Raw genomic sequence first — 14,567 nt, forward strand, 5'->3', positions numbered from 1 at the left:
CGGACCTTCCGGCAATCTTTCGAACGAAACTTCGGAGACCTCTTGGGCCGTCCCCTCAGGGGGCCAGGCCATCGGGCAGGTAGAGCCGCGTCCCGGGCTGGGGCACAGAGCCGGACAGTCCGTTGAGATCCATGATCCGGCGAGCCACCCTGCCGGGATCGACCTCTCTCGTCGCCGCGTCCGCGATCTCCCGCAGCGTGTCGCCCTCGTGCACCACGACCCAGGGCAGGCCCTCGTGACCGCTCCGCTCGCCCGCCGAGGCGGCGTCGATGCGGCCCCCGATCCAGAGCCCTCCCAGAGTGAGCAGTGCGAGCACCGCCACCACCACGATTCTCCCACGCCGGGTGAGGCGGAGCGGCGCGTGAGGACGCCGGGCATTGCCCCGCGGGCCCGGCCGCGGGGGCGTCACCGCCCGGGCTCGCGGCGCCGGCACGGATCGCAGAGCCCTCGCAGATCGTGACGTCACCGCAGGTCGTGGCGTCACGGCTGATCGAGGCACCTTCGAGGATCTTGGTGGCGGCACGGATCGCAACGTCCTCGCGGACCGCGGCGTCGGCACGGATCTCGATGACGTCACGGGTTTCGACGGTGTCGCAGATCTCAGTGGTGTCGCGGATCCCGGCGTCGGCACGGACCTCGGCGGTGCCATGGATCCCGGCGCCGGAACGGACCTCGGCACGGACCTCAGTGGCGTCGCGGACCTCGACGACGACCCGGCCGGCACGGCCGGCACGGCGCCCGACGGCGGCAGAGATCGCCGCACCCTCGCGGGCGGTGGCGTTTTCGGTGTTCTCGGTGTTCTCGCGGACTCCGGTGGAGTCGCGGATCTCGGTGACGGCACGGATCGCAGCGTCGTCGCAGTCGGCTTCAAAATGGCCCCCATCCCTTCGACCTGGCCGAACACATGTCGAAGAAAGATCGGCGAATCGAACACGATGTCGATCGAACTCCCGTACGATGTTGTACACCACGCTGGCATCGATTTCGAGGACATTCGAACAATTGTTTGAATATGATCTTCGGTCGAGGTACGGTCGCTGTGTGCGACGTAATCAATACAGACCGGGATGCGAGGAGATCGCATGAGCGAACATGATGAGAACGGTTCGGCCACCAGCGACCTGGCGGTACGTAGGCGTGACTCTCTTGGCCTCACCCCCAGGCAGCGGAAGATCCTTGAGGTTATCCGTGACTCCGTGCAGCAGCGGGGCTATCCGCCGTCCATGCGGGAGATCGGCGAGGCGGTGCAGCTCACCAGCACCTCCAGCGTGTCGCACCAGTTGACGGCGTTGCAGCGCAAGGGTTACCTGCGCCGCGATCCACACCGCCCGCGTGCTCTTGAGGTGCGCCTTCCCGGCGAGCCCGCCCTGTGGATGGATCCCAGTGCCGGCGACGACGAGGCGCCGATCAACCGCCCGACCGCGGCCTACGTGCCGCTCGTCGGCCGGATCGCCGCCGGTGGCCCGATCCTCGCCGAGGAGAGCGTCGAGGACGTCTTCGCCCTGCCCAAGCAGCTCGTCGGCGAGGGCACGCTCTTCCTGCTCCAGGTGGCCGGCGACTCGATGATCGAAGCGGCGATCGCCGACGGCGACTGGGTGGTCGTGCGCCAGCAGCCCGTGGCCGACAACGGCGACGTCGTCGCGGCGATGATCGACGGCGAGGCCACGGTCAAGACCTTCAAGCGCAAGGACGGCCACGTCTGGCTGGTCCCGCACAACTCGAACTACGATCCGATCCCGGGTGACGAGGCCACCGTCCTGGGCAAGGTCGTGGCGGTTCTGCGCAAGCTCTGAGACGACGCATCCGAGGGGAGTGGGGCCGCCCGGTCAGGGCCGCGCCTCGCTCCCCTCCGGCGTTCAGCGACGCTGCTCCCGGAGCAGTTCCACGACCGCGGTGATGTCGGAGTCACTCCAGCCGCGCCCGGCGGCTTCCTCGTAGCGCCGTTCGACCAGCCGGGCGATCGGCAGATCAAGGCCCTTCGCCTCCGCGACCTCGGCGAGGAGTCGCACGTCCTTGGCGCCGAGCGGCGTCGTGAACCATCCGCGATGGTCGCCCCCGATGAGGTCGTCGAGCCGGTTGTGCAGGGCGGGCGCGATCGTCGGCCACTCGAAGAGGAAGTCCCGCAGGATCGCCTCGTCGAGCTCGGCCGCCTGGCCCGTGGCCACCACTTCCGCAAGAACGGCGATACCGGACATCATCAGGTAGTTGTTCAGGAGCTTGTACGTCAGGGCGCCTCCGGGATCGCCGCCGCAGTAGTACCAGCGCGCCGTGAAGGCATCCGACCAGATCGGCTTCAGCCGGTCCACGAGGTCGCGTTCACCGCCCACCAGGCCCACGGCCTGTCCCGCGACGACGGCCTGCGGGCCCCCGACGACGGGTGCGGCCACGAATCGGCCTCCCGGCGCCAGGTTCACCAGCGCGCGGGACGTGTCCGGAGAGACGGTGCTCATGTCGGCCACGACCGGTCCGCCGGGATCCGATCCGAGATCGGCCAGCCGGGTCATGACATCACGGACCGCCTGATCGTCGGCGAGCGACAGCAGTACGGCCTCAGCCCCCCGCGTGGCCTCGGCCGGCGACGGGGCCTCCGCGGCGCCGGCGTCGACGACCTCGGACGCCTTGCCTGGAGTCCGGTTCCAGACCGTGACCGCATGACCGCGTTCGAGCAACCGCAGGGCCAGCGCCCGCCCCATGTTGCCCATCCCGAATACTGATATCCGCATGTCCCATCCCTCTGTCAGCGAATGTCTTCCTCCTTTCGCGACCGGCTACGCGGGGACGGCACGAAGAGGTGCGAAGTCTTTACGACGACGCACCGAGGATGGGCCAGCGTGCTCCGCCCGACATGCCACGACCTCGCCGCATTCGACGGCGAAGACGGCACGGCGGGCTGGTCACCTTCGGTCGGGATCTCAGACCGGCGGACGGAGCCGTGAGGCGTCAGACATCCCGTGCCGCGTCACGCGCCCTGCGAGACGCCGCGTGACGCGGCACGGGAAATCTCCGGAGTCCGTCCGGAGATCAGATCAAGGGACGATGTTGACCAGCTTGGGCGCGCGGACGATGACCTTGCGCGGCACGCCGGACAGGAACGGCTGGATCTTCTCCGAGGCCAGTGCCAGAACCTCCAGCTCCGCGTCGGAGATCTCCGGGGAGACCTCCAGCCGGTCGCGCACCTTGCCGGCGACCTGGACGACGCAGGTGACGGAGTCCTGGACCAGCAGGGCGGGCTCGGCCACCGGCCAGCCGGCCTTGGCGACCGTGGCGGGGTGCCCCAGCCGCTCCCAGCCCTCCTCCGCGGCGTACGGCGCGACCAGCGACAGCATGACGGCCAGGGACTCGGCGGCCTCCCTGACCGCCGGGTCAGAGGCGCCGGGACCGGAGTCGATGGCCTTGCGGGCCGCGCTCGTCAGCTCCATCATGCGGGCCACCGCGACGTTGAAGCGATGGGACTCGATCAGTCTGGTGACCTCTTCGATGGTCCGGTGGACGACCTTGCGCAGGCTCAGGTCACCGGTGGTGAAGTCCGCGCCGGGAGCCGACGCCGCGCCGGCCTCGGTCATGACACGGAACGCGCGGGCCAGGAACTTCTGCGACGCGGCCGGGGAGAGGTCGGCCCAGTCGATGTCGTCCTCGGGCGGGCCGGCGAACACCACGGTCAGCCTGACCGCGTCCACGCCGTAGGAGTCGATCTGCTCGCCCAGGTCCACGCCGTTGCCCAGCGACTTGGACATCGCCTTGCCCCGGTTGATCACCTGTCCCTGGTTCAGCAGGCGGGTGAAGGGCTCGACGAAGTCGACCATGCCCATGTCGTGCAGGACCTTGGTGAAGAACCGCGAGTACAGCAGGTGCAACACGGCGTGCTCGACGCCGCCGACGTACTGGTCGATCGGACCCCACTTGCGCAGCTTCTCCACGTCGAACGGACCGCCCTCGTAGGTGGGGTCCACGTAACGCAGGAAGTACCAGGAGGAGTCGACGAAGGTGTCCATCGTGTCGGTGTCGCGCTTGGCCGGGCCACCGCACTTGGGACAGTCGACGTTGACCCAGTCTTCGGCCGAGGCCAGCGGGGAGACCCCCTTGGGGGTCAGTGCCTCGCCGCGCAGGTCGGGCAGGGTGACGGGCAGCTGGTCGTCGGGGACGGGGACCTCGCCGCAGTCGCCGCAGTGGATGATCGGAATCGGGCAGCCCCAGAAACGCTGGCGGGACAGCAGCCAGTCGCGCAGCCGGAAGTTGACCGTGGGCCGACCGGTGCCCCGCTCGCTCAGGACCTCGGTGATCCTCCGGATCGCGTCGGCCTTGGTCAGGCCGTCCAGCGGGCCGGAGTTGACCATCGCGCCGTCGCCGGAGGTGGCGACGCCGGTCTCGCCGGGGTCGGCCAGGCCGGTGTGCACGACCACGCGGACGGGCAGGCCGAAGGTGCGGGCGAAGTCCAGGTCGCGCTGGTCGTGCGCGGGGACCGCCATGATCGCGCCGTGGCCGTAGTCGGACAGCACGTAGTCGGCGGCCCAGACCGGCATGCGCTCGCCGTTGACCGGGTTGATCGCGTAGCGGCCCAGGAAGACGCCGCTCTTCTCCTTGTCGGTGGACAGCCGGTCGATGTCGGACAGCTTGGCCACCTCGGCCCGGTAGGCCTCGAACGCCTCGCGCCGGTCTTCGGTGACGATCTCCTCCGCCAGCGGCGCGTCCGGGGCGACCACGAAGAAGGTCGCGCCGTACAGGGTGTCGGGACGGGTGGTGTAGACGGTGACCGGCTCGTCACGGCCCTCGATCACGAAGTTGACGTCGGCGCCCTCGGAGCGGCCGATCCAGTTGCGCTGCATGGTCAGCACGCGCTCCGGCCAGCCGTCCTTCAGCTGCTCCATGTCGTCCAGCAGCCGGTCGGCGTAGTCAGTGATCTTGAAGTACCACTGGGTCAGCTCGCGGCGGACGACGTCGGCACCGCAGCGCTCGCACCTGCCGCCGACGACCTGCTCGTTCGCCAGCACGGTCTGGTCGTTGGGACACCAGTTGACCAGGCCGCCCTTGCGGTAGGCCAGGCCGCGCTCGAAGAAGCGGATGAACAGCCACTGGGTCCACTTGTAGTACTCGACGTCGCTGGTGTGCAGGCGGCGGGACCAGTCGAAGGAGACCGCGTAGCGCTTGAAGGAGTGGGCCTGGGTCTCGATGTTGGCGTAGGTCCACTCGGCGGGGTGCGCGTTACGCCGGATCGCCGCGTTCTCGGCGGGCAGGCCGAAGGAGTCCCAGCCGATGGGGTGCAGCACGTTGTAACCGCGCTGGAACCAGTAACGCGAGACGACGTCGCCGATGGCGAACACCTCGGCGTGGCCCATGTGCAGGTCGCCCGAGGGATAGGGGAACATGTCGAGCACGTAGCGTCGCTCACGCGTGTCAGAAGGGTCGTCGGAGCCCCGGAAGGGGTCGAGTTCCTCCCATCGCTGCTGCCACTTGACCTGCAGCGCCTGCGGGTCATAGTGCTGCGCGTCACTCTGCATGTCGGCTTGCTCGCTCACGTCAATCTTCCCTCGGTATAAGTCTGTGCAGATGATCAGGCCCGTTCTGCCCCAATGGAAAAACCCTCCGCTCACGCGGAGGGCAGCCGCATCGGCGGGGACTCAGAGCCAGGAAAGCCGATGCGGCCCGGTAAGCAGCAGGGTCGCGGCATGCATATCCCAAGCCTATCGCAGTCCATCACGTCATATTCGTGGCCTGGGGAAACAAGACCGATCATGGCGAAAGGGGGACAGGCGGACCGACAGGTCGACACAATAGGAACGTTCATACATCTGGACAAGACGAGACCAGATGGCGATACACCTGTTGTGACCTCGTACGTCCCCCCGCTTACTCTCTTTACCGTGGCATATTCAGTTGAGCCAGGGCAGGGCCCGGATCCGTCGGAGGTCGGCCTGCCCATGCAGGATCCACCAACCGACCCCACCGGACTCCAGTTCAGGGGGGCGTTCGCCAGTTTCCCTGCGAACTCCCCTGTCTCACGTGAGACCATGCCCAATACCCTTAATTCGGGCACCCGCGCGGGAGGTAAGGAAAGCATGGCCTCGGAGCAGTCCAGCCAGTCCCACCCGCCTCGGGCATGGCCGGAGGCAGAAGAGCCACCGCCCACCTGGGCGCAGGATCCCCTTGGCACCAGCAGCCCCCGACTCCCTCTCCCCCAGGACGAGCCCCGAGCCGACGGCTCCTGGCAGACCTCCCCCGGCACCACCTCTCCCGGCAACGGCTGGCAGCAGGCCGCCGCACCGCAGGGAGGCAACGACGCCCGGCAGCAGGCCCCCGGCCCCCAGGGAAACGGCGACGGCTGGCAACAGGCCTCCTCCGGCAACTCTGCCCCCGGCAACGGCTGGCAGCAGGCCGCCGCCCCTCAGGGAGGCAACCCAGGCCGCCTTCCGGGAGGCGGCGACGGCTGGCAGCAGGCCGCCGGCTCCCAGGGAAGCGGTGACGGCTGGCAGCAGGCCGCCGCACCGCAGGGAGGCAACGACGGGCGGCAGACCCCGGGCTCCCAGGCCGACGCTTCCTGGCAGACCTCTCCCGGCAATCCTTCTCCCGGTAACGGCCGGCAGCAGGCCTCCGGCCCCCAGAGCGGCGGCCCGAGCCGCCTGCCGGGGGGCAGTGACGGCTGGCAGCAGGCCTCCGGCCCTCAGGGAAACGGCGGATGGCAGCAGCCCTCCCCCGGCGCCCCCTCCCCCAACGACGGCCGGCAACAGCCCTCCCCGGGCAACGGCCGGCAGGCCTCTTCCCTTGAGAACGTGTGGCTGCCGGCCACCCCGGCGCAGGGAGGCAACGACACCCGGCAGCAGGCCCCCGGCCCCCAGGGAGGCGGCCAGGCCCGCCCGCAGACTCCCGGTTCACCTCCGGCCGAGCCCTGGCAGACCTCCGCGGCGCCGAGGGAGAACCTCGGCTCCTGGCCGCCGGCTCAGGGGGCCGACAACGGTGCGTGGCCCCCTACTCCTCCGGTGGAGAGCACGGCGTGGAACGCGGGTCCCCCCGCATCGCGGGATCCGCTCTTCTCCCCTCCTTCCTGGGCGAACCCTCCAGCCGAAGCCCCCACCTCCTGGACGAACCCCCCGGCCGAAGCGGCCCCTGCCTCTTGGGCGAGCCCCCCTGCCGAGGTCCCCGTCGCTCCGTTCGGCGGTGCTCCCTCCGGCAACGGCGCCCCTCTCGGCAACGGCATGAGCAACGGCGGCACCAACGGCGGCAACGGCGCGGGCCCCGCACCGCGGCGCAGCTACGGCGTGCCGGACAATCCCGCCATGTGGGCTCTGGCCGCCGCGACCGCCGCGGCCACGTCGTCGGCCACACCCGACGTCCCCGTCTTCCCGCCCCGGGGACCCGACGTTCCGCCTCCCGGCAACAGCCCTCATACCCAGCAGACCGTGCAGATGCAGATCCCACAGGCTCCGCCGACGCAGCCGGGTCAACCGGGTCAGCCGGGCCACCACCTGAGCCGGGATCCGTCCGACCCGAACAAGCCGTTTGTCACCGCGGGCCAGATCAGTGGCCCGAAGACCCCTCCGCCCGAGCGTCAGCAGGAGTTGTGGAACACGGTCTTCGGTGAGAACTACCAGGGCATGGACGAGGAAGAGGATCTCGAGGGGCAGGGCAGACCCGTCTGGGTCTTCGCCCTCGCGGGCTCCGTGGTCCTCGCGCTGATCCTCGCGCTGCTCTGGGCGTTCATCGCCGGACCGCTGGCCTCCACCGAGGAGGAGCCCACCACCTCGACGGCCAAGCCCGTGGCCACCGGCAAGAGCGCCGCCAAGCCCAAGCCGGTGGGCCGTCTGCCGCGCTTCCCCGGCGAGGCCTCGCCCGTCGCCGGCACCCTCACCGACCAGGGGGCCGGGATCACCCTGGCCAAGCTCAGCACTCCCTGGCGGCAGGACCAGCGCGCGACCGTGCCCACGGTCTTCGGATTCTCCACCCGCCAGTATCTCCCCGCGGGCCCGGACTCCACGGGCAAGACGCAGTTCGCCCAGGTGATGTCGGGGCCGCTCTCGCCCCGGCTGAAGAGCAAGTACACCTCACCGGAGAACCTCGCCCCCGTGATCAACGCGGTGGCGTCCGCCGGTCGTAAGAAGTTCTTCCCCGAGGACAACACCGCCCGCAAGACCGCCCAGCAGACCCTGACCGTCAACGGCCTGCCGGGTCAGCTCGCCGCCTATGAGATCACCTCTGGCGAGGCCAAGACCACCATGGTCGTGGCCGCCGTGAGCACCGGCGCCGACCTGCCCGCGATCGTCTACATGTCGGTGCCGGACAGCAAGAAGGAACTGCTGCCCGACATCAACACCGTCTTCAAGTCGATCAAGGCGTCGACCTCTTGACGTCCTCCCCGGCTCTGAGAGCCGGGGATTCCGGCACTCGGCCTTCCAGCCGGGTGCCGGCGGTTCGCGAGTGGCTCAGAACTCGCATTTCATGTGCTTGATCCCGTTGATGAAGCTGGAGTAGAGCCGTTCCGGGCTGCCACCCTCGATCTGCGGGACGCGGCGAAGCAGTTCCCGGAACATCACGGTTATCTCACGGCGGGCCAGGTGGGCGCCGAGGCAGAAGTGCGGGCCCGGTCCGCCGTAGCCGACGTGCGGATTGGGGCTGCGGGTGATGTCGAAGCGGAACGGGTCGGGAAAGACGCGCGCGTCCCGGTTGGCGGCCCAGTAGTACAGGACGACCTTCTGGCCCTTGCGGTAGAGCTGGCCGTTCATCTCGTGGTCGCGAGTGACCTTGCGGCGCATGTAGTTCACCGGCGAGGCCAGGCGGACGATCTCCTCGACCGCCCCGGGGAGGCGTCCGTCGAGATCCTGCAGCAGCAGGGCGCGCTGGTCGGGGTTCTGGGTGAGGAGACGCAGGCCGTACGAGATGGCGTTGCGCGTGGTCTCGTTACCCGCCACCACCAGCAGGATGAAGAACGAGCCGAGCTCCTGGGCGGTGAGCTGCTCCCCGTCGATGTTGGCGTTGACCAGCGATGAGATGAGGTCGCTCGTGGGGTGTTCGGCCCGCTGCGCGGCGAGGTCCTGGACGAGCTGCTGCAGCTCCATCCCCGCGGTCAGCAGCTTCTCGGCGACGGTGGACATGTCCTCGCCGCCGTACTCGGGGTCGAACCCTCCGAGGATCATGTTGGACCGGTCGAAGACCGTGCCGTAGTCCTTCTCCGGTATCCCCATCATGTCGCAGATGATCTTCAGGGGCAGCTTGGCGGCCACCTCCGTCACGAAGTCGCACCCGGACCCCTTGGCGATCAGGTCGTCCACGATCCGGGCGGCCGCCGTGTCGACGTCGGCCTCGAACTGTTTGATCATTTTCGGGGTGAACGCCCGGGAGACGATGCGGCGGAGCCGGGCGTGCCTCGGGTCGTCCATATTGATCATCGAGCCGAAGTACTCGGTGAACTCCGGCGGCATGTCCGGGATGTTGGTGGCTCCGCCCTCCCCCGAGCAGAACACCTCGGGGTTGCGGCTGGCCTCCAGGATGTCCGCGTGCTTGACCAACGCGTAGTATCCGGGGCCCTTCGGCGCGTAGGTGAGCTCCACCTCCTCGTAGAAGGCGGGATGCTCCAGATCTCGCAGGAGCTGGAAGGCATGCTCCCGCTCCGGCATGGGCCTGGCCCAGAAGTCATGGTCCGACAGGTCAAAGTCGGCGGCGGAGATGATCGGCTTCCGCTCGGCTGGCGTCACACTCATGGCGCCAATCATTTGCGAAAGCAACCACTTACGTCAATGAATCGAACCATAAGTCATGATTTAAGAGGCTATGGCTTTAAAAATCACAGTCGAGATGCTTGATGCCGTTGATGAAACTTGAACGCAGACGGTCGGGTTCGCCGACGGAGCGGATCTCCGGGATCCGGGTGAACAGCTCCCGGAACATCACGGTGATCTCGCGGCGGGCCAGATGGGCGCCGAGGCAGAAGTGCGGGCCCGGTCCGCCGAAGCCCAGGTGCGGGCCTTCGGCGCGCTGGATGTCGAAGCGGTAGGGGTCGGAGAAGACGGCCTCGTCACGGTTGGCGGCCCAGTAGTAGAGCAGGACCTTGTCGCCCTCGCGGTAGAGGTGGCCGTTCATCTCGTGGTCCTGGGTGAGGCTGCGGCGCATCCAGGCGACGGGCGAGGCCAGCCGGACGATCTCCTCGACCGCCCCGGGGAGGCGCCCCTCCAGGTCCTCGAGCAGCAGGGCGCGCTGGCCGGGATTCTCGGTGAACAGGTGCAGGCCGTGCGAGATGGCGTTGCGCGTGGTCTCGTTGCCCGCCACGACCAGCAGGATGAAGAACGAGCCGAGCTCCTGGGCGGTGAGCTTCTCCCCGTCGATGTTGGCACTGGTCAGGGAGGTGATGAGGTTGTCGCCGCCCTCGGCGGCCAGGGAGACGACGAGGTCCTGCAGGCGCTGTCCCGCGCCGAGCAGCAGCTCGGCCGCGCGGCTGATGTCCGCGATGAACTCGGGATCACCACCCGACAGGATGAGGTTGGACGCGTCGAGGACCATCTGGTAGTGCTCGGAGCCGACGCCCATCATGTCGCAAATGATCTTCAGGGGCAGCTTGACGGCCACCTCCGTCACGAAGTCGCACCCGGACCCCTTGGCGATGAGGTCGTCCACGATCCGGGTGGCCTCAACCTGCACGTCGGCCTCGAACTGTTTGATCATTTTCGGGGTGAACGCCCGGGAGACGATACGGCGGAGCCGGGCGTGCCTCGGGTCGTCCATATTGATCATCGAGCCGAAGTACTCGCCGAAGTCGGCCCCCAGGTCCTGGATGGAGGTCGTGCCCCGGCCCGAGGAGAAGACATCGGGGCGACGGCTGGCCTCGACGATGTCGGCATGCCTCACCAGGGCGTAGAAGCCGGGCCCCGGGGCGGCGTAGGCGACCGGCGGCTCGGGGAACAGGATCGGGGCCGGCTGCGCGCGCAGCAGTGCGAAGGCCTCCTCGCGTTCGACCATCGGCCGCTCCCAGAAGGTGATGTCCGACAGATCGATGTCCGCGAGTGAAACCGTCACACCAGCCTCCGTTGGAATCTCATGCCGTTCACCGAGTCCCGCCACCTGATCTTCACCCCAACCGCTCCAGGGCGGGATCGCCGGCCTTTCGGGGCCGCCTGGGGCATGGGAGGGGCCCGGTGCCGAGAACATGTTCCCCCCTGGAGCCCGGCGAAAGGAAGCCCACCGCCCCATCGGCCCGTTCCAGACACGGCGGCCCTCACGCGCTCCACGCGGACGGGAACGGCGCGGGCGCGCTCGGTGGCATGACGACGGACGGCGGACGCCGCCGTGCCGGCCCGGTCGTCGCCGTCACCCGTTACCCATGATCAGATCGGCGGCCTTTTCGGCGATCATGACGGTGGGCGCGTGGGTGTGCCCGCGGTTGATGACCGGCATGACGGAGGCGTCGACGACCCGGAGGGCGTCGATCCCCCGGACCTTCAGGTCGGGATCCACCACCGAGTCGGCGTCCTGCCCCATCCGGCAGGTGCCGACCGGGTGGTAGAGGGTCTCGCTGCGCTCCCGGATCCAGCGGGCGAGCTCCTCATCGGTCCGCGCACCCCAGTACGGGTCCATCGGCGGTCCGGCGAGCGGTCCGAGCGCCGCGGTCTCGAACAGCTCCCCGGCCTTCTTCAGCCCGGCGACCAGCCGCCGGAGGTCGGCCTCCGCCGTCAGGTAACCCGGATCGATCACGACCTCCCCGCCGTCCAGGGAGACGCGTCCGCGGCTCTCCGGCTGGAGCAGGATCACGGCGATGGTCAGGCCGTGACCCGGCGGCGGGGTGAGCCCGTGGTTGATGAAGGGACCGGGAGCGAAGATCAGCTCGATGTCGGGGGCGGGCTCGTCGGGGGAGGTGCGGATGAAGGCCACGGCCTCGCCGACGTTGGAGGTGAGCATGCCCCTACGGCCGACCAGGAAGCGGAGCAGGTTGCCGACCGACTCCGCGCCCGCGAGCGTGATCGACTTGGGGCAGTGCAGGAAGATGCCCGAGGCCAGGTGGTCCTGGAGGTTCCTGCCGACCTGGGGCAGCTCGTGGACCGGCTCGACGCCGCCCGCCCGCAGCTCGTCGGCCGCGCCGATGCCCGACAGCATCAGCAGGTGCGGGGAGCCGATCGCGCCGGCCGACAGGATGACCTCCCTGCGCGCCCGCACCACCGTGCCGTCGCCGTACTTCACACCGATCGCGCGCCCGTCGGCGACGAGTATCCCGTGCACGTGCGAGGAGGTCAGCACGGTGAGGTTGGGCCGCTTCATCGCGGGCCGGAGATAGGCGTCGGCGGAGCTCCAGCGGCGGCCTCTGTTCTGGGTGACCGGGGTCTGGGAGTAGCCCTCGTTGGAGGGGCCGTTCAGCTCCGCCAGGCGGGTGAACCCCAGCTCCCCGCAGGCCTGGAGGAAGGCCGCGGTGGCGGGGTTGGGGGTGCGCAGCTCTTCGATGTGGACCGGGCCTCGCGTGCCGTACACGCCGCCGTGGTTGGAGCCGACGCGGCGCTCGATCCTCTGGAAGTACGGGAGGACCTCGTCGTAGGACCAGCCGGGAACGCCCCAGCCGTCATAGTCGGCCCTGTGCCCGCGCACCCACATCTGGGCGTTCATCGACGAGGAGCCGCCGATCATCCGGCCTCGCGGCCAGTAGAGCTCGCGGCCGAACATCTCGGCCTGCTTGGCGGTGGTGAAGTTCCAGTCGAGGTCGGTCTTGAAGAGCTTGCCGAAACCGGCGGGCATCCGGACCTCGAGCTTGTCGTCGGATCCGCCCGCCTCGATCAGCGCGACCGTCACCCCCGGGTCCGCGGAGAGCCGGTTGGCCAGCACGCACCCCGCCGATCCGGCGCCCACGATCACATAGTCGTACTCCATGCCCACTGACCTTTCCTCGCACAGACGGTCAGCTCGCCTCCCCGTAAGCGGGCTCTTACGTATCTACCTTCCCATTGCCTGCCCGTCAATTTGTAATAACAGTTACCTACCGGTAGGTATCCCGATCTGGAAACATGAGCGAATCAAGGGCTTGCTCTGAGGAGGACGCACCATGCTCAACCTGTCGATCGTGCTGGAGGACAGCACCCGGGAGTTCCCCGACCGCACCGCGCTGGTCTTCGGTGACCTGCGGCTGCCGTACTCCCTGGTCGACACCGTCGCGAACCAGGTCGCCAACCTGCTGGTCTCCCGGGGCATCGGCAAGGGCGACAAGGTCGCACTGGCCTGCCCCAACCTGCCCTACTTCCCGTTCGTCTACTACGGGATCCTCAAGGCCGGGGCCACGGTCGTACCGCTCAACGTGCTGCTGCAGTCGAGGGAGATCGCCTACCACCTCGACGACTCCGACGCCAAGGCGCTGTTCTGCTTCGAGGGCTCCCCGGAACTCCCGCTGGGCGAGCGCGGGCGGGCGGGCTTCGAGAACGCCGCGTCGACGGAGCACTTCTTCGTACTGCCCGCCGCCGCGTTCGCCACGGAGTCCGAGTACGGCGAGACGCTGTGGGCGGCGCTGGAAGGCCAGCCCGGCACGTTCGAGACCGTGCAGACCTCGGCGGACGACACCGCGGTGATCCTCTACACCAGCGGCACCACGGGCCAGCCCAAGGGCGCCGAGCTCACTCACCAGAACATGCTGCTCAACGCCATGGTCTCGGATGAGATGTTCCCGCGCACCGAGGGCGGCGACGCCTACCTCGCGGTGCTGCCGCTGTTCCACTCCTTCGGCCAGACCGTCGTCATGAACGCCGGGTTCCGGCGTCACGCCACCGTCGTGCTCATGCCGCGCTTCGAGCCCGGCCCCGCCCTGGAGCTCATCCGCCGCGAGAACGTCACGCTGTTCGCGGGCGTGCCGACCATGTACTGGGCCATGCTGACGAAGATCCACGCCGACGGCGACGAGGTGCCCACCTCGCTCAAGATCGCGTCGGCGGGCGGCGCCTCCTCCCCCGTCGAGGTGCTCAGGGACTTCGAGGCCACCTTCGGCATCGGCATTCTCGAGGGCTACGGCCTGTCGGAGACCTCACCCGTGGCCAGCTTCAACCAGCTCGGCAGGCCCACCAAGCCCGGCACGATCGGCACGCCGATCTGGGGCGTGGAGATGAAGCTCGTCGACGGCGACTGGAAGACGATCGAGGGCGAGGGTCCCGGCGAGATCGCGATCCGGGGCCACAACGTGATGAAGGGCTACTACAACCGGCCCGAGGCCACCGCCGAGGTCATGAACAACGGCTGGTTCCGCACCGGCGACATCGCCACCCGCGACGAGGACGGTTACTACTCGATCGTCGACCGGGCCAAAGACATGATCATCCGGGGCGGCTTCAACGTCTATCCGCGGGAGATCGAAGAGGTCCTGATGACCCACCCCGACGTCTCCCTCGTCGCGGTGGTCGGAGTCCCGAACGACTCGCACGGCGAGGAGGTCAAGGCCTATGTCATCCGCGTCCCCGGAGCGACCGTCACCGAGGAGGAGCTGGTCTCCTGGTCCAGGGAGACCATGGCCGCCTACAAGTATCCGCGGATCGTCGAGTTCCGTGACGCGCTGCCGATGACCGCCACCGGCAAGATCCTCAAGCGCGAGCTTCGCTGAGCGCACGGCGGCACGCGGCCGTCGGCCC

At 68.8% G+C, this 14,567-nt stretch carries 10 protein-coding genes; 4 read left to right on the top strand and 6 right to left on the bottom strand.

The genetic code is table 11. The features are described 5' to 3' along the window. Positions 1 to 55: 55 nt before the first annotated feature. The gene (locus DKM19_RS50045; RefSeq protein WP_162641992.1) at positions 56 to 322 is read right to left on the bottom strand and encodes a LysM peptidoglycan-binding domain-containing protein; all 267 of its coding nucleotides are present in this window, start codon (positions 320 to 322) and stop codon (positions 56 to 58) included. 55 nt (positions 323 to 377) lie between these two features. On the opposite strand from DKM19_RS50045, the gene DKM19_RS50050 reads away from it, so the two are divergent. Together DKM19_RS50050 and lexA are read left to right on the top strand one after the other, a co-directional pair. Continuing rightward, positions 378 to 1,010 carry a hypothetical protein gene (locus DKM19_RS50050; RefSeq protein ID WP_162641993.1) on the top strand — a complete coding sequence of 211 codons (633 nt, stop codon included), beginning with the start codon at positions 378 to 380 and terminating at the stop codon, positions 1,008 to 1,010. Between the two features lie 72 nt (positions 1,011 to 1,082). Beyond that, entirely contained in the window at positions 1,083 to 1,793 is a 711-nt protein-coding gene (gene lexA / locus DKM19_RS34820; RefSeq protein WP_110701674.1) for a transcriptional repressor LexA, read from the top strand. Between the two features lie 63 nt (positions 1,794 to 1,856). On the opposite strand, the gene DKM19_RS34825 is transcribed toward lexA, so the two are convergent. Both DKM19_RS34825 and leuS read right to left on the bottom strand, forming a co-directional pair. Next, positions 1,857 to 2,723 (bottom strand): NAD(P)-dependent oxidoreductase, encoded by an 867-nt coding sequence (locus tag DKM19_RS34825; RefSeq protein ID WP_110701676.1) that lies wholly within the window; start codon positions 2,721 to 2,723, stop codon positions 1,857 to 1,859. A 303-nt stretch (positions 2,724 to 3,026) separates the two neighbouring features. Further along, positions 3,027 to 5,495: a leucine--tRNA ligase gene (gene leuS, locus DKM19_RS34830; protein ID WP_110706202.1), complete on the bottom strand. Its 2,469-nt coding sequence runs from the start codon at positions 5,493 to 5,495 to the stop codon at positions 3,027 to 3,029. A 558-nt stretch (positions 5,496 to 6,053) separates the two neighbouring features. Here leuS and DKM19_RS34835 point away from each other — a divergent pair. Further along, entirely contained in the window at positions 6,054 to 8,336 is a 2,283-nt protein-coding gene (locus DKM19_RS34835) for a hypothetical protein (protein ID WP_110701678.1), read from the top strand. Between the two features lie 75 nt (positions 8,337 to 8,411). Here DKM19_RS34835 and DKM19_RS34840 read toward each other — a convergent pair whose 3' ends face one another. From DKM19_RS34840 to DKM19_RS34850, 3 genes are all read right to left on the bottom strand, one after another. Then, on the bottom strand, positions 8,412 to 9,686 hold the full coding sequence (locus DKM19_RS34840) for a cytochrome P450 (RefSeq protein ID WP_239513738.1): 1,275 nt from the start codon (positions 9,684 to 9,686) through the stop codon (positions 8,412 to 8,414). Between the two features lie 76 nt (positions 9,687 to 9,762). Beyond that, on the bottom strand, positions 9,763 to 10,995 hold the full coding sequence (locus DKM19_RS34845; RefSeq protein ID WP_239513739.1) for a cytochrome P450: 1,233 nt from the start codon (positions 10,993 to 10,995) through the stop codon (positions 9,763 to 9,765). A gap of 291 nt (positions 10,996 to 11,286) precedes the next feature. Then, a complete protein-coding gene (locus DKM19_RS34850) occupies positions 11,287 to 12,831 on the bottom strand; it encodes a GMC family oxidoreductase (RefSeq protein WP_110706204.1) in 1,545 nt (514 codons plus the stop codon). 172 nt (positions 12,832 to 13,003) lie between these two features. Between DKM19_RS34850 and DKM19_RS34855 the strand changes: the two genes are divergently transcribed. Beyond that, positions 13,004 to 14,539 (top strand): long-chain fatty acid--CoA ligase, encoded by a 1,536-nt coding sequence (locus DKM19_RS34855; protein ID WP_110701681.1) that lies wholly within the window; start codon positions 13,004 to 13,006, stop codon positions 14,537 to 14,539. The last annotated feature ends 28 nt before the right edge of the window (positions 14,540 to 14,567 follow it).

This window comes from Streptosporangium sp. 'caverna' (assembly GCF_003203775.1).
Taxonomy (GTDB): domain Bacteria; phylum Actinomycetota; class Actinomycetes; order Streptosporangiales; family Streptosporangiaceae; genus Streptosporangium; species Streptosporangium subroseum.